Consider the following 25,829-nt stretch of genomic DNA (forward strand, 5'->3'; position numbering starts at 1 on the left):
CGAGGTCCCGCACCGCACCGAGGTGGCGTTGGTCCTACCGGCGATCAGGCCTTGCGCCGCGTCCTGGCCAGGGCCGCCAGGCCTGCGGCGAGACCGAGTACGCCGGCGACGAGACCTGCCCAGCCGATGGCCGACGTCGAGCCGGACTCCGTGCTGGACGCCGCCTGCTCGGCGTCGATCGCCTCAGTGGTCTCGGCGGTGCCGTGGGCTCCGCCATGCGCGTCCCCGCCCTCGAGAGCGGCGGTCGTCACGAACGACGGCGCCGGCTTCTCGGGTTCCTCCCCGCCCTCGGCGGTCTCCTGGTTCCACTCGACCACCTCGCCGTCCGTGTAGGACTGCGTGGCGGGAAGCAGCACGGTGGACCCGGCTTCGGGCAGGCGTCCGACGGAGATCGAGAACGTCTGGTACTCCTGCTGGGAGATCTCCGAGCCCGCTTCCGCGGTCCAGACGACGGACAGCGGCGCCTCGGTCAGGGTCGCGCCATCCGGGGTCGTGACGGGGGCGGGCAGCGCTCCGGAGACCACCTCGGCCGTCCAGCCGTCGACCGGCTTGACCCGGACGGACGTGAAGGGCTGTTCGGTGGGTAGCTGCACCTCGAGCTTGTTCGTGGCCGCGCTCTCGGATTCGCTGGGCACGCTGAAGGTGAGTTGCGAATAGCCGTTCTCGGTGGTGGACGCCGGGGCGACGGTGACGTGCGCGCTGGCCGCACCGAGCCCCAGGGCCATCAGCCCTGCGGTGGTCAGGGCGACGGCGCCGGTGGTGAGGGCGCGCTGGGAGTGGGATGAGGTCATGGGACTGCCTTTCGGGGGTGCGCTCCGGTCCGTGTCGAGCGGACGTCAGGGAGCAGCGGGGGAGGGGGTGGCTGCGGGGGAAGCGCGCCGGCCGCCCGGTTCCCCTCGTGGCGGGTCCGGGTCAGCTGGGCAGCGCGCGGGTGCGCGGAGGACCGCGCAGGGTCGGCACCGTGGCATGGATGGACAGCGGCGCGACGGGTGGCGGTGCGTCCCGGACAGGACGGCGCCCCGGGATGGCAGGGGAGGCCGCGGCCGGAGGGGCGACGAGCGGCAGGAGCCAGGCGCGGAGGAGGGCCAGGGCTTCGTCGCTGCGTGAGACGGCGAGAGCCAGGATGACGGCGGCGACAGTGTGCAGCAGGACCATGGCCGGCCCGCCGGAGGACGCGCCCATCTGTTCCTGCACCGCGGGCGAGCAGGCGAGCTCGAAGGCCGCATGGTGGTCGGGCATCGCGGACGATCTCTGGCAGACCGCGGGAGCGGCCGTCATCCCGAACAGCGTGTGCAGCAGGAACTGCCCTGCCCCCATGGCGAGCAGCCCCGCGCGGAAGGAGAGCGGGCCCCGGGTGAGCAGCATCGTCGGGACCAGGAGGAGGGCTCCCAGGAGCAGGATGACGCCGAGTCCCGGCAGATGCCCGGAGGCGAGGACGTGGAATGCGGAGGAGACCGAGAGGATCAGCGAGACGAGGACGATGGAGCGGAGGTAGGGCAGGGCAGGTGTGGCCACTGCTGTCTCCTCCCCGTCGTGTCGGGCTGTCGTCCGAGCCTCATCGTCCAGCGACGGCCGGCTCCCCCTCTCAGGGTACAGCCGTCACCGGACCCACCCGCCAGTACGTACTTCGGGTGGGGCCGGGCTCCGGATGGGTCGCCGGTGCCACGAGCGGATCGTGGTCGATCGGGCCCCCGGATTCAGCGGACGCTCCGATCTCCGGGCCGGCTGTGCAGGTATGCGCCTCCGCCCCAGCCCAGCAGGACCGCCGTGGCGATCAGGCAGGTGGCGACGCCGTTCCAGGGCGCGAGGTCCTGGAAGGCGAGGAGCATTCCGAGTCCGGCTGTGGCGACTGCGAGGACGGCACAGGCGAGGGCGACGGCGGCGGGGCGGATGGTGGGGTGCACCGTCACTTCCCTCACGTGTCCGCGTCCTTCCGGTCCGCCGAGCCCATGAAGGCGGCAGGGCTGTCGTCGGGGGTGTGCGTCTGCTGCAGCTCGGGATGGTGGAGATCGAGGGCAGGGCGCTCCGAGCGGATGCGGGGTATCGACACGAAGTTGTGGCGCGGCGGCGGGCACGAGGTCGCCCATTCGAGGGAAGCGCCGAAGCCCCACGGATCGTCCACGTCGACCTTCTTCCCCTTGCGCCACGTGATGTACACGTTCCAGAAGAACGGGATGACCGACGCGCCGAGGAGGAAGGACCCGATGGTGGAGAACTGGTGCATTCCGGCGAAGCCGTCCTCCGGCAGGTAGTCCGCGTACCGGCGCGGCATGCCCTCGACACCGAGCCAGTGCTGGATCAGGAACGTGGCGTGGAAGCCGACGAACAGCATCCAGAAGTGGATCTTGCCCCAGCGCTCGTTGAGCATGGTCCCGGTGAACTTGGGCCACCAGAAGTAGAACCCGGCGAACATCGCGAAGACGACCGTGCCGAAGACCACGTAGTGGAAGTGGGCCACCACGAAGTAGGTGTCCGAGACGTGGAAGTCGAGCGGCGGCGAAGCCAGGATCACACCCGTGAGACCACCGAAGAGGAAGGTCACGAGGAACCCGAGGCTCCACAGCATCGGTGTCTCGAACGTGAGCGACCCGCGCCACATGGTGCCGATCCAGTTGAAGAACTTCACGCCCGTCGGCACCGCGATGAACATCGTGAGGAGGGCGAAGAAGGGCAGCAGGACGGCGCCGGTGACGTACATGTGGTGTGCCCAGACCGTCACCGAGTAGGCCACGATGGCCCAGGTCGCGAAGATCAGGCCCTTGTAGCCGAAGATGGGCTTGCGGCTGAAGACCGGGAAGATCTCCGAGACGATGCCGAAGAACGGCAGCGCGATGATGTACACCTCGGGATGCCCGAAGAACCAGAAGAGGTGCTGCCACATGATCGCGCCGCCGTTCTCCGGGTCGAAGATGTGGGCCCCGAAGCGACGATCGGCGCCGAGGGCGAACAGGGCCGCGGCCAGCACGGGGAACGCCATGAGGACGAGGACCGAGGTCGCGAGGGTGTTCCAGGTGAAGATCGGCATGCGCCACATCGTCATGCCGGGAGCGCGCATGCAGAGGATCGTCGTGATGAAGTTCACGGCACCGAGGATGGTACCGAAACCGGTCAGCGCCAGCCCGAAGACCCAGAGGTCACCGCCGATACTCGGTGAGAAGCTGACGTTCGCAAGGGGCGGATAGGACGTCCAACCGAAGGAGGCGCTGCCCTGGGGGGTGAAGACACCGAGCCCCACGACCATCCCGCCGAACAGGTAGAACCAGTAGGCCAGTGCGTTGAGGCGCGGGAAGGCGACGTCGGGGGCGCCGATCTGCAGGGGCATGATGACGTTCGCGAAGCCGGCGAACAGCGGCGTCGCGAAGAGGAGCAGCATGATGGTCCCGTGCATGGTGAACAGCTGGTTGTACTGCTCCTTCGTCTGCAGGATCTGCATCCCCGGCTCGAAGAGCTCCGCACGGATCAGCAGGGCCTCGACACCACTCAGGCAGAACCACACGAAGGACGTGATGATGTAGAGGTAGCCGATCTTCTTGTGGTCCGTGGTCGTGAGCCACTCCACGACCACCCGACCGTGGGTCTTCGTGCCGGCTCCGGCTGCGGGTTTGGCGGCGAGGGTCGAATCTGCGTATTCAGCGGTCACTGCCCGCTCCTGCCGTGGCGTCGTGTCGGAAAGCGAGGGTGTGGGCGTCCGTGCCGCGGACCGTCCGGCGTCACGCTGCGAACCGGTGGCTGCCGTGGGGGCGGGGGAAGCGCGAGGGACATGCCGGCAGGACGTCCGGCACGATCAGCGAGCAGGTGCCGGTGCGCTCACTGAAGACGGGGTGTGCGGTGGGCCCGGTGATGCCGAGTCCGTGCAGGGCATCCACGCCCTCGCGTTCGATGTGCTGGGCGCAGCTCGCATCGATGAAGACGTTCGGCTCCTGCAGGATCCGGAAGCTGCGCCTGACGATGGGCAGGAGCGCACGGCAGTTCTCCTCGGTGAGGCAGCCGTGGACATCCATGCGCGCCCAGTGGAGATCGATGTCCAAACGGACGGTGATCCGCAGTTTATGACTCATGATTCCGGTCCCCCGACGATGGGAAGGTCTACGACGCCCGGCTGCTCAAGCCCTTTAAGGCTAGGAGGGCGAGGACCCCGGTGCGAGCCGGAATCCTGCTTGACAGGGACACGACCCGTCGGGTCGCTGCCGGGGGGTGCGGTGCGTTATGCGCCGGGAGCCAGTTCGAAGGCCTGGCGCTCGGGCCCTGCGAGGACGGCCGCAGGGTGCGGGCCGGCGGCGAGGAGCGCCGCGGTCCAGGCGTCCGGCCAGCCCGCGGACCGCGCGGCGACGATGACGTTGCCGGCATGGTCGCCGCCCACCATCCCCGCCTCGGTGAGGACGGCGGCTGCGCCCGCCAGCCCCGAGAGCTGACGGCTCTGCGCGCGGGCGAACGCGAGCGGAGGATCGTCGCCGACGTTCACCAGCACCACCCCGTCCGCGGTGCAGACCCGCAGGAGGTGGGCGGCGAAATCCGGCGACGTCAGGTGGGCGGGCGCGTCGGCTCCGGCGAAGATGTCCAGTACGACCACGTCGAAGGCGGCGTCCGGCTGCTCCAGGACGGCGTCGGCCGCGTCCCCGATGATGATCTCGCAGGCGGTCCCCTCGGGCAGCGGCATCGCGTCGAGGACGAATCCGATCAGGTCGGACTCGAGGTCGACGGCGATCTGCTGAGATCCCGGCCGCGTCGCCTGGACATACCGCACGAGAGTGAGGGCTCCGGCGCCGAGGTGCAGGATCCGCAGGGGAGCGCCGGGCGGCCCCGCCAGGTCGATGACGTTGGCGATGCGCTGCAGGTATTCGTAGAACACGCGTTCGGGATGGAGCATGTCCACGTGCGACTGCTGGGCGCCCCCGATACTCAGGATGAGGGCGCCCTCGATGTAGGCGTCCTCGTCGATCTCCGCGTACGCACCCGTTCCGGGCAGCCAGCGTGTGGGTACCTCGAAGTCGTCGGAGCCGGGCTGCTGCATCGCGCTCACACCCGATCCCGCAGAGTCGCGAGGCGGCGCGCGCCCTCCTCGATCACGTCGAAGCGCTTGCAGAAGGCGAACCGCAGCAGCGACCGCGTCCGCTGCGCTCCCTCCTCGTGGCAGAACATGGCGACGGGGATGGCCGCGACGCCGATCAGGGACGGCAGGCGTCGCGCGAGATCGGTGGCGTCCTCGATGCCGAGCGGTGCCGCGTCGACCATCGTGAAGAACGTGCCCTCCGGCTCGAAGACGTCGAAGCCGGCTGCCCGCAGGCCCTCACCGAGCAGGTCCCGCTTCTTCCGCAGGGTCGCCGCGGCGGAGGAGAAGAAGCCGTCGGGCAGTCCGAGGCCGAGGGCCACGGCGCCCTGGAAGGGTGTCCCCGAGGTGTACGTCAGGAAGGTCTTGACGGTGCGCACCTGGGACACCAGATCGGCCGGCCCGGTGAGCCAGCCGATCTTCCACCCGGTCACGGAGAACGTCTTCCCCGCGGAGGAGATGGTCAGGGTGCGCTCTGCGGCCCCGGGCAGGGTGGCGATCGGCAGGTGCGCGGCCCCGAAGGTGAGGTGCTCGTACACCTCGTCCGTCACGATGATGGCACCGTGGCGCTGCGCGAGCCGGACGATCAGTTCGAGGGCCGACCTGCTGAGGACGCTGCCTGTCGGGTTGTGCGGGTTGTTGACGACGACGATCCTCGTGCGGTCGGTGAACGCCGCTTCGAGGCTCGCGGCATCGGGCTGGAAGTCGGGCGCCCGCAGCGGGGCCGTGGTGTGCGTGGCACCCGAGAGCCCGATCACGGCGCCGTAGGAGTCGTAGAAGGGTTCGAAGGTCAGCACCTCGTCGCCGGGGCCGGCGAACGCGAGGATCGCCGCCGCGATCGACTCCGTGGCGCCCGTGCTCACGATCACCTCGGTCAGCGGATCCACGGCCAGGCCGTAGAAGCGCTCCTGATGGGCGGCGATGGCGTGGCGCAGGACGGCGAGTCCCTGGCCCGGCGCGTACTGGTTGGCGCCGTCGGCGATGGCGGAGCGGGCGGCGTCCAGGACTTCCCGCGGTCCGTCCTCGTCCGGGAAGCCCTGGCCCAGGTTGATCGCCGAATGGTGCTGCGCCAGGGCCGTGACCTCCTCGAAGATGGTGATGCCGAGGTTTCCGTCGCGGTCGAGCAGGTTGGCCCCGAGCGCCGCCCTCGCCCACGGCGCCGTGCCGCTGCTCCGGACCGCGCTCTTCCCTGCGTGTGTACTCATGACTCCAGTATTGCCGCTCCGGCGGATCCCGACGGCGGATCCCGACGGCGGATCACGGTGGATGCGTACTCCCGCGGTTCGTCACGCTCTTCGGTAGGGTGGGGCTATGAGCCGCGCCGTCTGCCCCGGATCGTTCGACCCCGTCCACAACGGGCACATCGAGGTCATCAGCCGTGCCGCGCGGCTCTTCGACGAGGTGATCGTCGCGGTGGCGACGAACCACGCGAAGACGTACCGGTTCGGCATCGACGACCGCATGGCGTTCTGCACCGAGAGCCTCTCGCACCTGCCCGGAGTCACCGTGCTGCCGATGGCCACCGGACTCCTGGCGGACTTCTGCAGGGAGCAGGGAGCTACGGCGCTCGTGAAGGGGCTGCGATCGTGCCTGGACTTCGACTACGAACTGCCGATGGCCACGATGAACCGCCACCTCGCCGACGTCGAGACCGTGTTCCTGCCCACCGCCGCGGACTTCGCCCACGTCTCGTCCACGCTGCTGAAGGAGGTCGCCTCGCTCGGAGGCGACGTCCGTCCCTTCGTCCCGGACGCCGTCCTCCGTCGGCTCGTACCATGACGGTCCTCGCCGCGCGGGCCGGGTCAGCCCCGTCTGCGGCATCCTCGCCGCCTGCCGGCCCGTCGTTTTGGGCCTGCCCGGGTGATCAGGCTAGGATGGTACGTCGGTCATATGTTCTACAGGAGTCACCATTAAAAGCGATCTCAGTTCGCCGCTGACGTTCAGCGTCAAGGATCTCGGACGCAGTCCGGGAAGCATGCGGACACTCGAGGAACATGTACCGGCACCGAAGGACTTCGGCGTCGCCCTGATCGGCGTGCAGGAGGGTTCCGAGATGGAACTCGATCTGCGCTTCGAATCGGTACACGAGGGAATCCTGGTGTCGGGAACGGCAAACGTCGAGGTAACCGGCGAGTGCGGCCGTTGCCTGGAGCCACTGCGGTTCGACCGCGACGTGGAGATCCAGGAGCTCTTCTTCTACAGCGACTCCGAGTCGCTGTCGGTGGAAGAGGAGGAAGAACAGCACAGGGTGGAGAACGATTCGGTCGATCTGGAACCCGTGCTGAGGGATGCGGTGGTTACGTCGCTGCCATTCCAGCCGGTGTGCCGGGAGGATTGCCAGGGTCTGTGTTCCGAATGCGGAGCCCGGCTCAACGATGATCCGGACCACCACCATGAAGTTTTGGATCCTCGCTGGTCAGCCCTCGCCGGGTTGGCAGGCACCGCCGCTGAGAATGACGCGGCACCCAAGTCAGAGTCAGACGAGAGAGAAGAGAGTTAGCCGTGGCTGTCCCCAAGCGGAAGATGTCCCGCGCGAATACCCGCGCACGCCGGTCCCAGTGGAAGGCAACCGCCCCCAAGCTGGTCAAGACCCTCGAGAACGGCCGCGTCACCTACAGCCTCGCCCACCAGGCCAAGGTTGTCACCGATTCAGCAGGCACGCCGCTGTTCCTCGAGTACAAGGGCCGCAAGGTAGCCGACGTCTGACAACGGACCCCCGGCCCGCCGCGTACCTGACGGTGCGGCGGGCATCGGCCCGGTGCTGGATCAGCTGATGCGGTTGTGAAGAATACTGAAGACCTTACGAAGCGTCTCGGCGTCGACATCGACGCCGAGACGCTTCGTCTTGCCCTGACCCACCGGTCCTACGCCTATGAGAAGGGCGGGATCCCCACCAACGAGCGCCTGGAATTCCTCGGCGACTCGGTGTTGGGCCTCTCGGTGACGGATGCGCTGTACCGCGACAACCCCGGACTCTCCGAGGGGGAACTTGCGAAGAGGCGATCCGCCGTCGTCAGCACCAAGGCACTCGCCGGGGTGGCCCGTACCCTGGACCTCGGGAGCCACGTGCTGCTCGGGCAGGGTGAGAAACTCACCAACGGGCGCGACAAGGCCTCGATCCTCGCCGACACCATGGAGGCAGTCATCGGTGCGGCCTACCTCAGCCATGGCATCGAGACCGCGCGCGCGATGGTCATGCGGCTCATCGGACCATTGCTGCGGGATTCCGCCGTGCTCGGCGAGGGCACCGACTGGAAGACCCGCATCCAGGAGACAGCGGCCGCACGGCGCCTCGGACTCATCGACTACCAGGTGGAGGGGACGGGGCCCGACCACGCCCGCACCTTCACGGCGCGCCTGCTGATCGGCGGTGTGGCGTACGGCTCCGGATACGGGAATTCGAAGAAGGAAGCCGAGCAGGCGGCCGCGGCCGAGTCCTGGAAGCTCCTGGTGTCCGGTGCCGGTGCATCGCCGGACGGCGATGCGGCGGACGCCCGGCCCGCCGTCGGGCCCTGAATGCCTGAACTGCCCGAGGTCGAGGTGGTGCGCCGCGGCCTTGCGCGCTGGGTGAGCGGGCGGGTCATCGAGACCGTCGAGGTCCTGGACGCCCGGTCGCTCCGACGTCATGTCGCCGGAGTGGAGGACTTCGAGGGGAACGTGACGGGTGCCCGCGTGAGGGACGTCGTACGCCGCGGGAAGTTCCTCTGGATGACCCTCGAGGACCACGCGGGCGCGGCAGCGCGCCCCCGCGTGGCACTCATGGCCCACCTCGGCATGAGCGGGCAGCTGCTGATCGAAGAGCCTGGTGCGCCGCAGGAGAAGCACCTCAAGGTACGCCTCCGGCTCTCCCGCGCTCTCGACGAGGACGGCGCGGACCTTCCGGCCGATCTGCGGTTCGTGGACCAGCGCATCTTCGGCGGCATGTTCGTCGCCGACCTGGAGCCGACGGAGGACGGCGGGCCGGGCGGGCTCGGAGCCGGCGGCCTTCCCCTGGTGCCCCATCAGGCCGCGCACATCGCGCGCGATCCCCTCGATCCGGCGTTCTCCGCGGAGTCCTTCCACCGACGCCTCCGGGAACGGAGGACCGGGCTCAAACGTGCCCTGCTCGATCAGGGCCTCATCTCGGGTATCGGCAACATCTATGCCGACGAGGCGTTATGGGCGGCCAGGTTCCACTACGCCCGTCCCACCGACACCATGAGGCGTCCCGATACCGAGCGCATCCTCGAGGCGGCCACCACCGTCATGACCCGCGCCCTGGCGGCCGGCGGAACGAGCTTCGATGCGCTGTACGTGAACGTGAACGGGGCGTCCGGCTACTTCGCCCGCGACCTCGAAGCCTACGGCCGCGCAGGCCAGGCCTGCCGTCGGTGCGCTGCGGAGGGCCGGCACACCCTGCTGCGCCGGGAGTCCTTCATGAACAGGTCGTCCTACCTGTGTCCTTTCTGCCAACCGAAGCCGCGCAACGCACGCCTGTAGTCGAGCGTGCCGGATGCCGGATGCCGGGTGAGATCAAGTCTCGTGATCCAAACGTGACAAGAGCAGGCCCAGCGCGTACCGTTGATCCCGCGCCCGTCCACAACGGAGGGGCGCCCTTCCTCACTCTGCCTAACCCTGTCGATGAGGACGGACCGTTCGCACAAGACATTCGACAGGGGCGGGGGAACCGATAGCGGACTCGGTCACGAGTCCTAGGGGTAAAGACACGCGTGGACCAGCTTTGGGGCGGTGATCCACGAACAGCGCGTCCGGATGTCCCATCCGAACCCGACAGCTAACTTCGTAGGCATTGGGAAAGGCATCATCATGTCCAGAAAGAGCCATGTCGCGCGCCACCGGGCCGTCCCCGCGCGCATCAACCCCCTCGTCACCGCATCCCGTGCAGTCACCGCGACTGCCTCGGTTGCCGGCAAGCCCGCAGCCGTCGTGGTTGCCGCATCCGGCATCATGATGGGCGCAGCACTTCCGGCCAGCGCCGCTGGTGAGATCGTCCCCGTCGAGACGGTCAGCCAGCAGGCCGCAGCAGTGAGCACCGCTTCAGCCGGTTCCTACACGGTCCAGGCCGGCGACACCCTCGGCAGCATCGCAGCGGCTCACGGCGTGAGCCTCGACGGCCTGTTCACGGCCAACGGCCTCGGCTACAGCTCGATCATCTACCCCGGCCAGTCGCTCTCGCTCAGCGGTTCGGCTGCATCCCCGCAGTACTCGGTGCAGTCCGCTTCCGTGGTAGCCGCACCGCAGGCTGCTCCCGCTGCTCCTGCTCCTGCTGCGCCGTACAGCTTCCAGTCGGCATCGGTCGCTCCGGCGGCTGGTGGCATCGTCGGAACGGCCCTGCAGGGCAAGGGGTCCGGCTACGTCTACGGCGGCACCGCCTACGGCGCCTGGGACTGCTCGGGCTTCGTCCAGTGGGCCTACGCCCAGAACGGCATCAGCCTCCCGCGCACCACCTGGGCGCAGTTCGCAGCCCTGCGTCCCACCGGCAACCCCCAGCCGGGCGACCTGGTGAGCCAGAACGGCGGCAGCCACGTCGGTATCTACCTCGGCAACGGCCAGATGATCAGTGCTCTCAACCCCTCGCAGGGTACGCAGGTGCACTCCGTCAACGTCATGTCGGTGGACGGCTACTACACCCGCTAGCGTGTCGTCGGTCCGCCGATGACGCACCAGTGACACAGAAGGGCGGGATGCATGCATCCCGTCCTTCGTCATGTCCCGGTGGGGTCGCCGGCTCAGCGGTAGGAGGCGGCCAGCCGCTCGAAGCCGTCGTCGAGAGCGACCGACGGTTCCCACTGCAGGACCTCCCGGGTGCGCCGCTGGTCGAACCAGTGCGCCGTCGACAGCTGCTCGGCGAGGAAGCGGGTCATGGGTGGTTCGTCCGGCCGCCGAAGCGCGCTCCAGGCGCGCTCGATCACCGCGCCCGCACCGCGCGCGATGGTTCCGGGTACGGACCATGCGGGCGGCCGCACGCCTCCGGCACGGCAGATCCCCTCGAGCAGCTCTGCGATGGGGCGCGGCTCGCCGTTGGTCACGACGAACGCCTGGCCCCGGGCGGCCTCGATCCGGCAGAGGCAGGCGACGATGGCCGACGCGGCGTTGTCGACGTACGTGGTGTCGATCAGGGCGGTCCCTCCGTCGAGGAGGGGCAACCGGCCGTGGCGGGCCCGGTCGATGACGCGTTCCACGAGCTGCGTGTCGCCCGGACCCCAGACGATGTGTGGCCGTACCGCCGCGACGCGGAAGGCCGGGGTGGAACGGGCGAGGGCCAGCAGTTCGGCCGCTGCCTTGGTGCGCGCATAGTGGCCCCGGGCGTGGTCTGGATCGGCCGGACCGGCCGCGGCACCGACCAGCGACGTCCCCTGGTGTGCGACCGATGGCGAGGAGACGTGGACGACGTCGGTGACCCCTGCCTCCGCGGCGGCGTCGAGGAGGTACCGGGTGCCGTCGATGTTCGTGCGGACGAACTCGTCGGTGGCGCCCGTGAAGGACACCTTCGCGGCCAGGTGGATCACGGCGTCGCAGCCCTCCACCGCCGCGGCGACGGCCGTCCTGTCCGTGATCGATCCGAGGACGTCCTGGGCGCCCTCGACGCGGGAGGGGCGGCGCTGGAAGCACCGCACCTCGTGGCCGTCGTCGAGGAGGTGCTCCGCGACGGCGCGTCCGAGCATGCCGCTCGCTCCGGTCACGAGGACCGTCACAGGGATCCCGCCCGTCCGCCGGAGAGGAACCGGCCGCTCCACTCGGAGATCCGCGCGCGGTCGATCTTCGCATTGTGGCGGATGTCCACCGGAAGCGCCGGAACCGTGATGACGGCTGCGAGTCCGATACCGCGTCCGCGCGCCGCGGACCGGGCAGCCGCCGCCAGCGGGGAGGCGGCGAGGTGCGGACGGCGTCCCGCATCCTTCGTCTCGAGGACTGCGACGACCGCCTGGGTACCCGAAGGGCCCACGCCGACGACCGCCGCGAGACGGACCCCGTCCACCGCCTCGAGCGCCTGCTCGAGTCCGACGGGCGTCACGATCCCCGCCGCGGTGGTGATGACGTGCCCCAGCCTGCCCTCCACCCAGAGGCGGCCGTCCGCGTCGAGGTGCCCGACGTCGCCCGTGCGGTGCCAGGGGTGCGTGCGTGCGGAATCCTGCTGCGTCCTCCACAGCCGGAAGTAGCGGTCCTTGACGTGGGGGGCGTCGACGAGGATCTCGCCCGTCACTCCCGGCGCCGCCGTCGGCTCCCCGGTCGCCGCGCCGGCGCCGTCGAGCGGGGCCACGGACACCCGGGCTCCGTGGACCGGGCGGCCGACGCAGACCCCGTTGCCGGCGCCGGCGAGTCCGGACGCCGCAGCCGCCGCCGCGGCCCGGATGCCGTCGTGGTCGATGTCCGCGACGAGGAGCGACTCCGTCATTCCGTAGGGCGTGTGGAGGGACGCTGCGGGCACGAGGTGCTGCAGGGCATCCAGGAGCGGGACGGGGATCGGGGCGCCGGCGGAGAGTAGCAGCGAGATCCGTGCCAGGGCCTTCGTTCCGGCCGGGCTGAGGTCGGACGATGTGGCGAGCACGTTCCGCAGGGCTGCCGGCGATGCGAAGACGACGCTCGCGCCGACGGCATCGGCAGCATCGGCGAGGGCCTGCGCGGTCAGTGTCCGCGGGGCTGTCACGTCCATGGCGGGCGTGACGGAGGTCGCACCGAGCGCGGGGCCGAGCAGGGCGAACGGCGCGAAGCCTGCCACGAGCGATGCGCCCGGCCCGAGTCCGAGCGTGGACTCGACGGCGTCGCGCATCGCGGAGAGCCGGCGGTGGGTGTAGACCACGCCCTTCGCCGGGCCGGTCGAGCCCGAGGTGAAGAGGATCGCGGCGTCGGCATCGGCAGCCGGGGTGGGCGGGGCCGACGGTCCGGGCCGTGCGGCGCGCAGGTCGTTGAGCGAAGCCTCCACGTTGAGCATCGTCCGTTTCGCCGCCGGCAGCGCGGTGGCGCTGATCCGGCGCCCGGGCCAGCCGAAGGCACGGGCGGCGAGGAGGGCGCGTTCGATACCGATGACGACGTCGGGCGCGGCACCCTTGACGGCCCGGTTGAGACCGCGGGCGCCGAGGCCGGCGTCGGCGACCACGATCACGGCGCCGATCCGGAGGCAGGCGTAGATCAGGACGGTGAGGTCCACTCCGGGGGGCACGAGCAGGCTCACGCGGCTGCCGGAGCCGTAGCCCAGCGCCACCAGGCCCGCGGCGACGGCGTCCACGTCGTCGGCGAGCTCCCGCCAGGACAGGGTGCGCGGCGGACCGGCAGGAGTCATCTCCGCGACAGCCGTCGTCGAACCCTGCGGCCCGGCGGCGAGGTCTGCGAGTCGTCGGCCCAGCGGTTCGTAGGCCGTGTCGTCCAGGAGGTCGTCCGGGGGTGTCGTGGCGGCGGCGACGGGTGCGCCCGCGCCGACGGACCGCGCCACCAGCCACTCCATCGCGGTCGACGCCGTGTCGGCGTCCTCCTGCACGAGGTGGCTTGCGCGCTCGAAACGGTGGACGTCCGCATGGGGCAGCCGGCGGGCGAGGTCCTCGAGGTAGGGGTCCGAGAAGATGGGATCCTGCGGTCCCCACATCATCAGCACGGGGACGTCGATACTGCGGATGCCCTCCGCCGTCGTGGTGAGCGCGGAGTGGCTCGGGTGGGACGGGTCGGCAGGGATGTCCGAGACGAAGTTCGCGATGCCCTGGCGATCGGCCACCGTGCGGTACGGATCCCGGAACGCACGGCGTACGTCGCGGTCCAGGGCGGGCCGCGCGAGGGCGAGCGTCACGTCCAGGAAGGCGCTGGTGGTCCGGGTGCCGAGGCCGTGGACGCCCGGGGCGAGCGCGAGCCTGAGCGGCGCGGGGATGCGGCGGTCCGGATCCTGGTGGATGGCCGTGTTCGTGAGGATGACCCCTGCGAGGTCCTCCCGGTTGCGGTCGGCGTAACCGAGGCTGACGACGCCGCCCCAGTCATGGCCGACCGTGACGACGGGACCGGTGAGCCCCACGGCCGCGACGAAGTCCTCGAGGTCCGTGATGCGGTCCGCCAGGCGCCGGAACGCACCCGTGCGCTCGGAGTAGCCCATGTCGAGCTGGTCCACGGCGATCACGCGCCAACCGGCAGCGAGGCCGGCCGCGAGATAGCTCCGCCAGAGATAGGACCACGTGGGGTTCCCGTGGACGCACAGCAGCGTACCCCGCACGTCCTCGCCGCCGCGGCCGAGCCCGTTGTCGAGGTAGTGCCAGCGGTGGCTCGCTCCCGGGGCGTCCGCCCCGCTGGTCGAGGGCACGTCGAGATACGTCGACCATGAGGGGTCGACGCCGGGGAGTGCTACCACGCAATCTCCATCATGGAGGTGTTCAGGCCGGATCCGACGCCGAGGCACAGCACGCGGTCGCCGGGGGTGAGGGACTGCGCCTCCTGCGCGAGGGTCATGGGCAGGGACGCCGGTCCCACGTTGCCCCAGTGCGGGAAGGTGATGGGGACGCGTTCGCGCTCGAGGTCCACGGCCTTGATGATTGCGTTGGTGTAGGAGTTGGACACCTGGTGCGTGACGTAGCGGTCCATCGCGTCCCACCTCCAGCCGTCCGCCTGTGCCTCGTGCCACGCGGTGACCACGAGTTCGAGTCCGCCGTCGAGCAGTCCCTTGGTGTCGGTGTACATCCCGTCGATGCCGCCCACGCACAGCTCGTGGTGCTGCGTCCCCGCGCGGGACACCCCGCCGATGATGCGGTGCGAGCCGGGGTGGAGGTCGGCGGGGCCGATCACGGCGGCGGCAGCACCGGAGCCGAGGGTGAGGGTCGCGAATTCGCTGAGGAAGTCCTCGCGCGTCGAGTCCTCACGGTTCAGGCGGTTGAAGGTCGCTTCCTGCGTCCGCTGGGCGTCCTCGCCGGCGACGATCAGGGCGTACTTGATCTGCCCCGAATCGATCATGTTCGCCGCGAGGGTCATGCCGTTGACGAAGCCGAGGCAGGCGTTGGCGAGGTCGAAGTTCATGGCCGAGGACGGGAGGCCCAGGGAATGGTGGATCTTCACCGCGACCGACGGTTCGAGGTTCCGCCGGGTGACGGAGGTGTTGATGAGCAGGCCGACGTCGCCGGGCTCGATGCCCGCTTCGGCCATCGCCTTGGCGCCGGCTTCGATGGCGGCGTCGTCGAAGTCCGACCCCGGCGACCACCAGCGGCGCTCCGTGACCCCGGCCACGCGCTCGAGGAGCCGCTTCGAGAGTCGGAGCCTCTTCAGGCTGGGGGCCAGCCGTTCGTCGAACTCTGCGGAACTGACGACTACCGGCGCCTCCACACTCGTGACGGCGAGCAAGGCCGTGTTGTCATGTCGAAACGTCGCGTTACCGGTCAAATTTCCTGCCTCGTCAACTGGTCAGCGCCGGTTCGTGGCCGGAAGGGATCCACGGGTGGATCGGCCTGGACGCCTCTGGATACTGCTGAAAATACTGCTGAAACTTTTGTAAGCCTACTTCTTAATGCGTGGGGCGGTCACTCCGAATTGGCGTGGGCCCGCGGCCTTGCCCGGCCGATGCTCCGTACAGTCGGTGCGTTCCAGTACATTGGGACAGCCCCGACCCACCTGGAGATCCTGACACTGTGCATCTGAAGAGTCTAACCGTGCGAGGGTTCAAGTCTTTCGCCTCGGCAACCACCTTCGACTTCGAACCCGGCGTCACCGCCGTCGTCGGGCCCAACGGTTCCGGCAAGTCGAACGTCGTGGATGCCCTTGCCTGGGTGATGGGGGAGCAGGGGGCCAAGACCCTGCGCGGCGGCAAGATGGAGGACGTCATCTTCGCCGGGACCTCGGGCCGGGCGCCCCTGGGACGGGCCCAGGTATCCCTGACCATCGACAACGCGGACGGCGCCCTGCCGATCGAGTACTCCGAGGTCACCATCTCCCGCACCCTGTTCAGGGCGGGCGGCTCCGAATACGCGATCAACGGCAAGAACTGCAGGCTCCTGGACATCCAGGAGCTCCTCTCGGATTCCGGGCTGGGCCGCGAGATGCACGTGATCGTCGGGCAGGGCCAGCTCGACAAGGTGCTGCATGCCACGCCCGAGGAGCGACGCGGCTTCATCGAGGAAGCCGCGGGGATCCTCAAGCACCGACGCCGGCGCGAGAAGACCGTGCGGAAGCTCGAGGCGATGCAGGTCAACCTCGCGCGGCTCTCCGACCTCACGGCCGAGCTGCGGCGGCAGCTGACCCCGCTCGGCAAGCAGGCCGAGGTCGCCCGCCGCGCCCAGCAGGTGCAGTTCGCCGTGCGGGACGCCCGGTCCCGGCTGCTCGCGGACGAGCTGGTCGGCCTGCGCTCCGGCTACGAGCGCGACGTCGCCGCCGAGGCCGCGCTCCACGCCCGCCGCGAAGAGGTCGAGAAGCAGCTCGGCGCGGGCCGTGAACGTCAGGCGGACCTCGAGCAGTCGGCAGCGGCGGCGGTTCCTGCACTGAACAGCGCACGGGAGAGCTGGTACGCCCTGTCCAGTGCCCGGGAGAAGCTGGCCGCGCTCGCCGCCCGGGCCGAGGACCGGGGGCACCTGCTGGGGCAGGGCGGGGCGGAACCCGACCAGGGGCGCGACCCCGACCACCTGGACCGGCAGGCCGACCGCGTACGCGCAGAGGTCGCCGGTCTGCAGGACGAGGTCGCGGCGCTCGGCCGGGCGCTCGAGGAGACCCTCGCCGGCCGCCGCGCGGCCGAGGAGGCGTCCTCGGCCGAGGACTCGAGGCTCGCACGCCTGCTCCGGGCCGCCGCCGACAGGCGGGAGGGGGATGCGCGGCTCGCCGGGACGGTGGGTGCGGCACGCTCCCGCGTCGAATCGGCCGTCGCGGAAGTGGGCCGGCTCCGTGCGTCCATCGGCGCGGCCGAGGAACGTCGCCGGACCGCCGAACGCGACTTCACGGCCCTCGAGACCCGGGTCGCCGGTGATGAGGAGGGCGAGGAGGGGCTGGACGCCGAGTACGAGGAGGCGTCCGCCATCCTCCGGTCGATCACGGAGGACCTCGACGCCCTGGTCGACGCGGAGCGGACGGCGGAGCGCGAGCGCGGCGCCCTGGCCGCCCGGCTCGAGGCGCAGCGCGAGGGCCTGCAGCAGCGGGACGGCTCCGGGGCCCTCCTCGCGTCGGGGCTCGACGGCGTGCTCCAGCCGCTCGCTCGCCTGCTGCAGGTGGCCCACGGCTTCGAGAAGGCGGCGGCCGCTGCGCTGGCGCATTCCGCCGACGCCGTGGCCGTGGACAGCATCGTCGCGGCAGTGCGGGCCCTGGAGCTCATGAAGCACGACGACGCCGGGCAGGTATCGCTCGTCGTCGCACCGGGGCTGCAGGAGGAAGCGCCCGGGGCGCCCCCGTCGGTGCCGGGCGGGGTGCCGACCCCCGGGAGCATCGGTACGGTCCCCGTCCTGTCCGTCGTCACCGTCCCGCCCGCGGTGCAGCCGGCGCTGGACCACCTCCTGGCCGGCGTCGTGGTGGTCGCGGACCTCACGGCGGCCGCCAGCGCCGTCGAAAGGGGCACGGCCGAGGTCGCGGTGACCTGCGACGGGGATGTCCTGTCCCGGCACGCCGCCCGCGGCGGGACCCCCGGTGCCGCCGGCTACCTCGAACTCCGCGCAGCAGCGGGGGATACGGAGGAGAAGCTGGACCTGGCCGGTGCCACCAGGGAGCGGCTCCGGTTCCGGCTGGCCGCGGCGAGGACGGACCGGCTGGCTGCGCAGCAGCGCGTGGACGCCGCGCTCGACCGCCTGCACGAGTCGGACGCGCGGATGGCCGCGATCGCCGAGCAGCTGGGCCAGCTCAACGCGAGCGTGCGCTCCGCCTCCGGAGAGGCCGAGCGGCTCACGGCGCTCCTGCATGCCGCGGAGGCGAACCTGGCACAGGAGGAGTCGAGGCTGCAGGAAGCCGCCCGGCGGTTGAAGGACCTCCAGGAACAACCGGTCGAGGCCGAGCCGTCCACCGAGCAGCGGGACATCCTGCAGCGCGCCGCCGTCGATGCACGGCAGGCGGAACTGGAAGCGCGACTCGCGCTGCGCAGCAGGGAGGAACAGCTGTCCGCGCTCGCGAACCGGGCGGCGTCGCTCGAGCGGGCGGCCCAGGCGGAGCGTCGTGCTCGGGAGCAGGCGGCCGAGAAGGCGAGGATCCGGAGGGCGCAGGCACTGACGGCGGTCGCCGTCGCGCAGGCGGCGCGGCGGGCCGAACGGCGGGCTGCTGATTCGGTCGCTGCGGCTGCGGAGCTGCGCGATACCGCCGAGCGCCTCCGTGAGCAGCAGGACGCGGACCTGCAGGACGTGCGGAAGGCGAATGCCGACCTCGGCGTCGAGCTCGCGCACCTGACCGATTCCGTGCACCGCGACGAGCTCGCCCGTACCCAGCAGAGGCTGCGGATCGAGGCGCTCGAGAACCGCTCCATCGAGGAGCTGGGCCTCACCCCGGACCATCTCGTCCAGGAGTTCGGCCCGCACCTGCCGGTGCCGGAGGAGTCGGTCGCCGAGGACAAGTGGGCCGCGCTGAGGACGCCGGTCGACAACGACGGGCGGCCGGTACCGCAGGGCATCCCGTTCGTACGGGAGCAGCAGGAGAAGAGGCTGAGGCGGGCCGAACGGGACCTCGCGGCCCTCGGCAAGGTGAATCCCCTCGCGCTCGAGGAGTTCGCGGCCCTCGAGGAGCGGCACCAGTTCCTCAGCGCGCAGCTGGCCGACCTCAAGGCCACCCGGAAGGACCTCCTCGACATCATCCGCGAAGTCGACGAGCGCGTCGAGGAGGTCTTCACGGCTGCCTACCGGGATACCGCCGAACAGTTCGAGCGCGTGTTCGCGACCCTCTTCCCCGGGGGCGAGGGCAGGCTCCTCCTCACCGATCCCTCGGACATGCTGTCCACCGGCATCGAGGTGGAGGCCAGGCCGGCCGGGAAGAAGATCAAGCGACTGTCCCTGCTCTCGGGCGGGGAGAGGTCGCTGACGGCCGTGGCCCTCCTGGTCGCCATCTTCAAGGCCCGTCCTTCGCCGTTCTACGTCATGGACGAGGTCGAGGCCGCCCTCGACGACACCAACCTCGGGCGGCTGATCACGATCTTCCGCGAACTCCGCGAGTCCAGCCAGCTCATCATCATCACGCACCAGAAGCGCACCATGGAGGTCGCCGACGCGCTGTACGGCGTGACGATGCGCGGCGACGGCGTGTCCACCGTCATCAGCCAGCGCCTGGCAGCCGAGGTCGAGCAGGTCCTCCGCTAGTCCGGAGCCTGTCCGGCGTCCCTGGTCCGCGATGCCGCCGGGCCGTCCGCGCCCGGGACCGAACGGTCGGTCTCCTCACGCGGCCGGGGGAGGGTCTCCCGTGACCCGAGCCAGACGGCGGCGGCGAGCAGGGTGAGGGCGCCGGTCGCCACGAAGGCCAGGTCGTAGGAGCCGGGGAAGAGCGTGTCGATGATGAGGCCCGCCACGATCGGCCCGAAGATCGCACCGAGGTCCGAGCTCATCTGGAAAGCCGCCAGGACCTTGCCGCCGCTGCGCCCGTTGCCGATGACGTCCGCGACGGCGGCCTGCTGCGCAGGATTGAGGAGTCCCGTGCCCACGCCTCCGACCACGCAGATCGCAAGGAACACGACGACGTCCCCCGAGAAGCCGAGAGCTGCCATGGCGGCGCCGTTCACCAGGAGCCCGGTGACCACGAGCGGTTTCCGGCCGACGGTATCGGCGAGCCGCCCGGACACCGTCAGGGCGAGGGCCGTGCCGGCGGCGAAGAAGGCGAGGGAGATACCGGCGATCTGCGGTCCGGCGTCGAGCACCGCCGTCGCGAAGAGCGGTACCAGTGCCATCCGGATGCCGAAGGAGGACCAGCCGTTGGCGAAGCTCGAGAAGAGGGACGCGCGGTACGCGGAGTCCCTGGCCGCTTCCCGGAACGTCAACGGCGCCTGGTCCCGCGCGGACTGCCGGTCCTGGAGCGAGGTGTTCTTGAGCTGGAAGAACACCACGGCCGACGCGATCAGCAGCGCCGCCGCGTAGACGAGGAACGGTACGCGGAGCCCCAGCCCCGCGAGCAGGCCGCCGATGATGGGCCCGCCGATACTGCCCAGCAGGAAGGCCGTCGCGTAGGCGCCGGAGACGCGGCCACGCATGGCGGGCGGGGCGAGCCGCACGATCAGCCCCATGGCCGAGACGGTGAACATCGTCGAGCCGATGCCGCCCAGGGCCCGGAAGACCAGCAGCTGCCAGTAGTCGGCGGCAAAAGCGCACGCGGCGGTGGAGAGCGCCACGATGAGCAGGCCGACGATGTAGACCGGGCGCTCGCCGAGCCTCTCCACGAGCCAGCCGCCGGCCGGCGCGAAGAGCAGCCTGGTGAGCGCGAAGGCACTGACGATCACCGACGCGGCGGTGACTCCGACATCGAAGCTCTGGGCGAATTGCGGAAGGATCGGCGCCACGAGCCCGAACCCGATGGCGATCACGAACGCCGCGGCGATCAGGACCCTGATCTCGCGGGGGATGCGCTGGCGCTCCGCCGCCGGGGCACCTCCGGTGCCTTTCCTCCCGGGCAGGATCCTGAGGGGTGGGAACGAGCGTGCGCGGGGAAGTCCAGCCATGATGCTCGCATTCTGTCACTGCTTCGAACGGATGCTCAATCGGCCCGTATGAGAAGGTGGATCAGTGAACGACATCCTTCTGCCCGTCATCTTCGTCATCCTCGCGATCGCCGTGATCGGGTCGGTCGCCGTCCTCCTGCTCCGCGGCAGGCGGACGCCTCCGGGCCTGTACTCCTCCCCGAGGGATCCCGACGACCAGGTGGCCGGCGGTGCCCACGGGTCCACCTCCACGGAGGTCCTGGACCGACCGGACGGCGTGACGCCGGACGTACTCGTCCCCGACGATCTCAGCGGACTCGAGGAGGCGCCCCCGGCGCCCCGGTTCGACACCGTCGACCCCGTGCAGGGCCGGCTCGCCCGCCTTCGGGCGCGCCTGGTGCGATCGAACAACGCCCTCGGCAAGGGCCTGCTCGCGCTGCTGTCCCGTGACAGGATCGACGAGGACGTCTGGGACGAGGTCGAGGAGACACTCCTCATGGCGGACCTGGGTACCGAACCGACCATGGAGCTCGTGGACGCCCTGCGCGAGCGCGTGAAGGTCGCCGGCAGCCGCAGCCCCGCCGAGGTCAAGGACATGCTCCGGGAGGAGCTCGTGAAGCTCGTCGATCCGTCGATGGACCGCTCGCTCGCCACGCAGCGCCACGCGGACCGTCCCGCGATCGTGATGGTGGTCGGCGTCAACGGGGTGGGCAAGACCACCACGGTGGGCAAGCTCGCCCGCGTGCTGGTCGCCGACGACAAGGATGTGCTCCTCGGCGCGGCGGACACGTTCCGTGCTGCCGCCGCCGAGCAGCTGGCCACGTGGGGAGCCCGCGTGGGCGTCCCGACGGTCAAGTCCGACGTCGACGGCGCCGATCCCGCGTCGGTCGCCTTCGAGGCGGTCAAGGCAGGGATCGAGCAGGAGGTGGACGTCGTCCTGATCGACACCGCCGGGCGACTGCAGAACAAGGTCGGGCTCATGGACGAACTCGGCAAGGTCAAGCGCGTGGTCGAGAAGCAGGGCACGGTGGACGAGGTCCTGCTGGTACTCGATGCGACGACGGGCCAGAACGGACTGACCCAGGCCCGTGTGTTCGCCGAGGTGGTGAACATCAGCGGCATCGTCCTGACCAAGCTGGACGGGACCGCGAAGGGCGGCATCGTGGTGGCCATCCAGCGCAGCCTCGGGGTGCCGGTGAAGCTGATCGGCCTGGGCGAGGGCGCTGACGACCTCGCGCCCTTCGACGCCGAGAGCTTCGTCGACGCGCTGCTGAACTAGGCGGAGGCGGGCGCATAGGCCACGACCGGCCGGCCGGCAAGGACCCGGCGAGAGGGAAACCTGCCGGAAACATGGACGTCATGCGTCTTTTACGTCGGTGAGAGTGATGTAACTTCCCGGCAATGTGATGCCCCAGGGACGGAAACACGCACATCGCATTCTGGAGGAGCGGGAAGTCCCCGCCCCTTTGGAAGGATCGTGTTTGATGGATCTGACAGCAGGTCACGTCTGGGTGATGATCTCAGCCGCCCTCGTACTCCTCATGACCCCCGGCCTCGCCTTCTTCTACGGCGGCATGACCCGCGCCAAGGCCGCCCTGAACATGATGATGATGAGCTTCATCGCCGTCGGACTCGTGGGCGTCGTCTGGGTCCTCTGGGGCTACTCGATGACCGGCGGGGACGGCGTCGCACAGCTCTTCGGCAACCCCTTCGCCTCCTTCGGCCTGACGGACCTCCTCGGCACCGAGGACCTCATCGGCGCCGGCTACGGGGCCACCTTCGCCATCATCACGGTCGCCCTCATCAGTGGTGCGATCGCCGACCGCGCCAAGTTCGGCGCGTGGGTGGTCTTCGTCCCCATCTGGGTCACCGCGGTCTACTGCCCGCTCGCCTTCATGGTGTGGGGCGGTGGGCTCCTCAGTGCTGACGGTGCCGTGGGCGGTGCCGTGGGTGAGGCGATCGACTTCGCAGGAGGCACCGTCGTGCACATCAGTGCCGGTGTCGCCGCTCTCGTCCTCGCCCTGATCCTCGGCAAGCGCCAGGGGTTCGGCAAGGACCCGGCCCAGCGCCCCCACAACATCCCGATCGTGATGCTCGGTGCCGCACTCCTGTGGTTCGGCTGGTTCGGCTTCAACGGTGGAGCAGCGGGAACGGCCGAGGAGGCGGGCCTCATCTGGATCAACACGATGGCGGCCCCCGCGGCGGCCATGGTCGGCTGGCTCATGACCGAGCGCGTCCGCGACGGTCGCCCCACATCCCTCGGAGCAGCGTCCGGCATTGTGGCGGGCCTCGTGGCCATCACCCCGGCCTGCGCCAACGTCAGCCCCGTCGGTGCCGTCTGCCTCGGCCTCGTCTCCGGCGCCGTGTGCGCCCTGGCCGTCGGCCTCAAGTACCGCCTCGGGTTCGACGACTCGCTCGACGTCGTCGCGGTGCACCTCGTCGCCGGCATCCTCGGCACCCTGTCCATCGGCTTCATCATGCTGCCGGTCGACGGCGAGGGCGGCGGACTCTTCTACGGCGGTGGCGCAGGCCAGCTCGTCGCGCAGATCGTGGCGGCCGCCATCGCGATCGCCCTGTCCGCGATCATGACCGCGATCATCGGGCTCGCCATCCACAAGACCATCGGATTCCGGGTCAGCGCCGACAACGAGGTGTCCGGAGTGGACCTCTCGGAGCACGCCGAGACCGCCTACGAGTTCGGCGGACTGGGAGTGGGCGGATCCTTCCACCCGTTCGCGGAGCAGATGTTCACCCAGCAGAAGACCGCACAGCAGCAGACCACCCAGCAGAGCGTCACGGAGGGCGTACATTCATGAAACTGGTCACAGCAATCGTCCGCCCGGACAAGCTCGACGGCGTCAGGGGCGCCCTGGAGAACTACGGCGTGCAGGGCCTCACGGTCAGCCAGGCGAGCGGCTACGGCCGCCAGCGCGGCCACACGGAGGTCTACCGGGGGGCCGAGTACACGGTGGATCTCCTCCAGAAGGCACGCGTCGAGGTCCTCGTCGCGGACGCCTGGGTCACCGACATCGTCGACGTCCTGGTCTCCACGGCGAACACCGGCCGTGCCGGGGACGGCAAGGTCTGGGTGATCCCCGTCGAGGAGGCCGTCCGGGTGCGCACGGGCGAGCGCGGGGACGCGGCCCTGTAGGGAAGCCTCTCCACACTGCACGACGCAGGACGCCCGACCGGGACACCCGGCCGGGCGTCCTGCCGTCCTGGACCCGGAGTGAAGCAGGAAGAGTCCGCCCCCTGCCGGCCAGAGGACAGGGTTCTGGCCCGAACAGCCGGTCGGCTGATCAACGAGAAGGCTGGCCAGGATGACGGCGGAAGATCAGGAGTGTTCCCCGTGGTGGACGACGAGCGCCTCGACATAGCCTTTTGGGCGCCTGCCGAGCCGAACTCGTCACGCGTACGCGCGACGCCCAGCACCGGCCCGCCCGGACGGCATCGGCCATCTGTCCAGCGGAGGGTTCCACAGCGTCCGGGAGAACGATTCCGCGATCCAGACCTTTAGTACGACGGCTATCCGGACGTCGTCAGCATCGAGTCCACGACCTTCGAGGAGCTGGCCGACGGCAGGACCCGGATCAGCGCCCATGCCGTCTATCCGAGCATGGAGGCGTGGGACGGCATGGCGCAGGCCGGGATGGAGGGCCGGCTCTCCGAGGCCTACGAGCAGTTCGGGAGTTGCTGGTCCGAGACGCGGCCCGAGCGGGCAAGCACCGGCCTCGCCGGGGCTCCTGCTCCTCAGCCCTTATGACCGTGCGAGGAGGGCCAGGCCTCGGGTCCTGCCGAGCCCGCCCCGTACTCCTCGAGCGGAACCCGGTTCTCCGACCAGGCCCTGAGCACGGGCTCCACGATCCGCCAGCAGTCCTCTGCCGTGTCCCCGCGGACGGAGAGAGTCGGATCGCCGGCGAGCACGCCGTCGAGGACCTCGCCGTACGGCAGGAGATCCGTCTGGTTCAGGTCGGCGCTCAGCGTCGCCCGGTCGAGGGAGAAGATGTCGCCCGGTCCGTTGACGTCGAGTTCGAGCTGCAGTGTGTCGGGGCCGAACCCGATGCGCAGCTTGGTCGGCGCATCCTGGCCCGTGAACCCACCGGGCAGGTGGCTGACGGGCCGGAACGTGATCACGGCTTCCTTGCGCTTGGCTCCCAGCGCCTTGCCGGACCGCAGGACGAACGGGACGCCGGACCAGCGCTCGTTGTTGATCGACACCGTGACCTCGGCGAGGGTCTCGGTACCCTTCGAGGCATCGACACCGGGCTCGGCGGCGTAGTCCGGGATCTGCCGATCGCCGATCACGCCCGCCGCGTAGCGCGCGCGTCGACTGCTGCCCGGGGCATCGAGGTCCACGGTGCTGGCCCGGAGCACCGACCCGATGTGGTCGCGGAGGTCCCGTTCATGCAGGGTGGACGGCGCATTCAGCGCCAGCAGCGCCATGACGTGGAGCAGATGGCTCTGGATCATGTCGCGCAGGGCGCCGGCGCCGTCGTAGTAGCGCGCGCGGTTCTCGAGGGCGAGGTCCTCGTCGAAGATCACCTCGACCTTCTCGATGTGCAGGTTGTTCCACACCGGCTCGAGGATGCGGTTGGCGAAGCGCAGGCCGAGGATGTTGAAGACGGTCGCCTTGCCGAGGAAGTGGTCCACGCGGTGGATGTTCTGCTCCGGGACCAGCTTCGCCAGCTTGTCGTTGAGGCTGTGTGCGCTGGCCTGGTCCGTTCCGAACGGCTTCTCCATGACCAGGCGGGTGCTCTTCGGCAGGGAATTCGGGCCCAGAGCGCTGCACGCCTTCTGGCTGACGGACGGGGGCAGCGCGAAGTAGATCGCCACCGGTCCGTCGAGCGTCCGGACGAGGCCGGCCAGGCCGTCCTGCGTCACGTCGATGAAGTGGTAGGAGCTGTCGTCGCGCACCTGCTGGAGCGAGGCCCGGCCGGCGTCGTCCGCCTTGTCCAGAGCGGCGGCGAAGGCACCGTCGATGCGCTCGCGCCACTGCTCATCGGTCCAGTCGTCGGATCCTGCTCCCACGAGCTTCAGTCCGTCGGCGCGCCCGAGGCGGATCAGCCGTGCCAGTCCGGGGAGCAGCAGGCGGCCCGTCAGGTCGCCCGAGGCGCCCAGGATCAGCAGCGTCCTCACGCGGGTATCGGCTACGGCGGGAATGGTGTCATGTTCTGCGAGCGAGTGAGTATCCACCTCTTCACCTTGCCACTTATCCCCGCGCGTGTCCCGCGCGGGTCCGGCACG

23 protein-coding genes and 1 riboswitch are annotated in these 25,829 nt (G+C 70.1%); of the genes, 10 read left to right on the forward strand and 13 right to left on the reverse strand.

Translation table 11 applies throughout. From position 1 onward, the window contains the following. Nucleotides 1–44: 44 nt before the first annotated feature. The 7 genes from AC1MFI_RS11785 to AC1MFI_RS11815 all read right to left on the reverse strand — a co-directional run bounded on the left by AC1MFI_RS11785 (nt 45) and on the right by AC1MFI_RS11815 (nt 6,252). Nucleotides 45–791, reverse strand: a complete 747-nt coding sequence (locus AC1MFI_RS11785) for a YcnI family copper-binding membrane protein (RefSeq protein ID WP_479817075.1) — start codon at nt 789–791, stop codon at nt 45–47. A 121-nt stretch (nt 792–912) separates the two neighbouring features. Beyond that, nucleotides 913–1,515: a hypothetical protein gene (locus tag AC1MFI_RS11790; RefSeq protein ID WP_479817076.1), complete on the reverse strand. Its 603-nt coding sequence runs from the start codon at nt 1,513–1,515 to the stop codon at nt 913–915. A gap of 182 nt (nt 1,516–1,697) precedes the next feature. Further along, nucleotides 1,698–1,919 carry a hypothetical protein gene (locus AC1MFI_RS11795; protein ID WP_479817077.1) on the reverse strand — a complete coding sequence of 74 codons (222 nt, stop codon included), beginning with the start codon at nt 1,917–1,919 and terminating at the stop codon, nt 1,698–1,700. After that, a complete protein-coding gene (ctaD, locus tag AC1MFI_RS11800; protein ID WP_479820862.1) occupies nt 1,916–3,565 on the reverse strand; it encodes an aa3-type cytochrome oxidase subunit I in 1,650 nt (549 codons plus the stop codon). Before ctaD ends, AC1MFI_RS11795 begins: the two co-directional genes overlap by 4 nt. Before the next feature lie 145 nt (nt 3,566–3,710). Continuing rightward, nucleotides 3,711–4,058: a hypothetical protein gene (locus AC1MFI_RS11805; RefSeq protein ID WP_479817078.1), complete on the reverse strand. Its 348-nt coding sequence runs from the start codon at nt 4,056–4,058 to the stop codon at nt 3,711–3,713. Nucleotides 4,059–4,204: 146 nt separating this feature from the next. Next, complete coding sequence (locus AC1MFI_RS11810) at nt 4,205–5,011, reverse strand: spermidine synthase (RefSeq protein WP_479820863.1); 807 nt, start codon at nt 5,009–5,011, stop codon at nt 4,205–4,207. 5 nt (nt 5,012–5,016) lie between these two features. Beyond that, complete coding sequence (locus AC1MFI_RS11815) at nt 5,017–6,252, reverse strand: aminotransferase class I/II-fold pyridoxal phosphate-dependent enzyme (protein ID WP_479817079.1); 1,236 nt, start codon at nt 6,250–6,252, stop codon at nt 5,017–5,019. Nucleotides 6,253–6,358: 106 nt separating this feature from the next. Here AC1MFI_RS11815 and coaD point away from each other — a divergent pair, with 106 nt between their 5' ends. From coaD to AC1MFI_RS11845, 6 genes are all read left to right on the forward strand, one after another. Continuing rightward, nucleotides 6,359–6,826 (forward strand): pantetheine-phosphate adenylyltransferase, encoded by a 468-nt coding sequence (gene coaD, locus AC1MFI_RS11820; protein ID WP_479817080.1) that lies wholly within the window; start codon nt 6,359–6,361, stop codon nt 6,824–6,826. 154 nt (nt 6,827–6,980) lie between these two features. After that, complete coding sequence (locus tag AC1MFI_RS11825) at nt 6,981–7,547, forward strand: YceD family protein (RefSeq protein WP_479820865.1); 567 nt, start codon at nt 6,981–6,983, stop codon at nt 7,545–7,547. 2 nt (nt 7,548–7,549) lie between these two features. Next, nucleotides 7,550–7,753 (forward strand): 50S ribosomal protein L32, encoded by a 204-nt coding sequence (gene rpmF, locus AC1MFI_RS11830; protein WP_043445822.1) that lies wholly within the window; start codon nt 7,550–7,552, stop codon nt 7,751–7,753. A 75-nt stretch (nt 7,754–7,828) separates the two neighbouring features. Then, nucleotides 7,829–8,563: a ribonuclease III gene (rnc, locus tag AC1MFI_RS11835; protein WP_479817082.1), complete on the forward strand. Its 735-nt coding sequence runs from the start codon at nt 7,829–7,831 to the stop codon at nt 8,561–8,563. Further along, nucleotides 8,564–9,526, forward strand: a complete 963-nt coding sequence (mutM, locus tag AC1MFI_RS11840; protein WP_479817083.1) for a bifunctional DNA-formamidopyrimidine glycosylase/DNA-(apurinic or apyrimidinic site) lyase — start codon at nt 8,564–8,566, stop codon at nt 9,524–9,526. Nucleotides 9,527–9,666: 140 nt separating this feature from the next. Further along, nucleotides 9,667–9,851, forward strand: a riboswitch (cyclic di-AMP (ydaO/yuaA leader). A gap of 2 nt (nt 9,852–9,853) precedes the next feature. After that, nucleotides 9,854–10,684 carry a C40 family peptidase gene (locus tag AC1MFI_RS11845; RefSeq protein ID WP_479817084.1) on the forward strand — a complete coding sequence of 277 codons (831 nt, stop codon included), beginning with the start codon at nt 9,854–9,856 and terminating at the stop codon, nt 10,682–10,684. A 92-nt stretch (nt 10,685–10,776) separates the two neighbouring features. Here AC1MFI_RS11845 and AC1MFI_RS11850 read toward each other — a convergent pair whose 3' ends face one another. The 3 genes from AC1MFI_RS11850 to AC1MFI_RS11860 are packed head-to-tail and all read right to left on the reverse strand — an operon-like array spanning nt 10,777 to nt 15,394. Next, on the reverse strand, nt 10,777–11,742 hold the full coding sequence (locus AC1MFI_RS11850) for an NAD-dependent epimerase/dehydratase family protein (RefSeq protein WP_479817085.1): 966 nt from the start codon (nt 11,740–11,742) through the stop codon (nt 10,777–10,779). Next, nucleotides 11,739–14,375 carry an alpha/beta fold hydrolase gene (locus tag AC1MFI_RS11855; protein ID WP_479817087.1) on the reverse strand — a complete coding sequence of 879 codons (2,637 nt, stop codon included), beginning with the start codon at nt 14,373–14,375 and terminating at the stop codon, nt 11,739–11,741. Before AC1MFI_RS11855 ends, AC1MFI_RS11850 begins: the two co-directional genes overlap by 4 nt. Further along, nucleotides 14,369–15,394, reverse strand: coding sequence for a 3-oxoacyl-ACP synthase III (locus tag AC1MFI_RS11860; protein ID WP_479817088.1), 1,026 nt, complete (start codon nt 15,392–15,394; stop codon nt 14,369–14,371). Before AC1MFI_RS11860 ends, AC1MFI_RS11855 begins: the two co-directional genes overlap by 7 nt. Before the next feature lie 245 nt (nt 15,395–15,639). Here AC1MFI_RS11860 and smc point away from each other — a divergent pair, with 245 nt between their 5' ends. Next, on the forward strand, nt 15,640–19,260 hold the full coding sequence (gene smc, locus AC1MFI_RS11865; protein WP_479817089.1) for a chromosome segregation protein SMC: 3,621 nt from the start codon (nt 15,640–15,642) through the stop codon (nt 19,258–19,260). On the opposite strand, the gene AC1MFI_RS11870 is transcribed toward smc, so the two are convergent. After that, a complete protein-coding gene (locus tag AC1MFI_RS11870) occupies nt 19,257–20,606 on the reverse strand; it encodes an MFS transporter (RefSeq protein ID WP_479817090.1) in 1,350 nt (449 codons plus the stop codon). The genes smc and AC1MFI_RS11870 overlap by 4 nt on opposite strands. A gap of 64 nt (nt 20,607–20,670) precedes the next feature. Between AC1MFI_RS11870 and ftsY the strand changes: the two genes are divergently transcribed. From ftsY to AC1MFI_RS11885, 3 genes are all read left to right on the forward strand, one after another. Beyond that, entirely contained in the window at nt 20,671–21,864 is a 1,194-nt protein-coding gene (gene ftsY / locus AC1MFI_RS11875; RefSeq protein WP_479817091.1) for a signal recognition particle-docking protein FtsY, read from the forward strand. A gap of 205 nt (nt 21,865–22,069) precedes the next feature. Beyond that, nucleotides 22,070–23,401 (forward strand): ammonium transporter, encoded by a 1,332-nt coding sequence (locus AC1MFI_RS11880; RefSeq protein ID WP_479817092.1) that lies wholly within the window; start codon nt 22,070–22,072, stop codon nt 23,399–23,401. Next, on the forward strand, nt 23,398–23,736 hold the full coding sequence (locus AC1MFI_RS11885) for a P-II family nitrogen regulator (RefSeq protein ID WP_055773303.1): 339 nt from the start codon (nt 23,398–23,400) through the stop codon (nt 23,734–23,736). The genes AC1MFI_RS11880 and AC1MFI_RS11885 overlap by 4 nt, the downstream gene beginning before the upstream one ends. Nucleotides 23,737–23,991: 255 nt before the next feature. Here AC1MFI_RS11885 and AC1MFI_RS11890 read toward each other — a convergent pair whose 3' ends face one another. Together AC1MFI_RS11890 and AC1MFI_RS11895 are read right to left on the reverse strand one after the other, a co-directional pair. Beyond that, nucleotides 23,992–24,186 (reverse strand): hypothetical protein, encoded by a 195-nt coding sequence (locus AC1MFI_RS11890; protein ID WP_479817093.1) that lies wholly within the window; start codon nt 24,184–24,186, stop codon nt 23,992–23,994. 149 nt (nt 24,187–24,335) lie between these two features. After that, entirely contained in the window at nt 24,336–25,778 is a 1,443-nt protein-coding gene (locus AC1MFI_RS11895) for a glucose-6-phosphate dehydrogenase (protein WP_479817094.1), read from the reverse strand. Nucleotides 25,779–25,829 lie beyond the last annotated feature (51 nt).

The organism is Arthrobacter sp. BC5 (genome assembly GCF_056680255.1).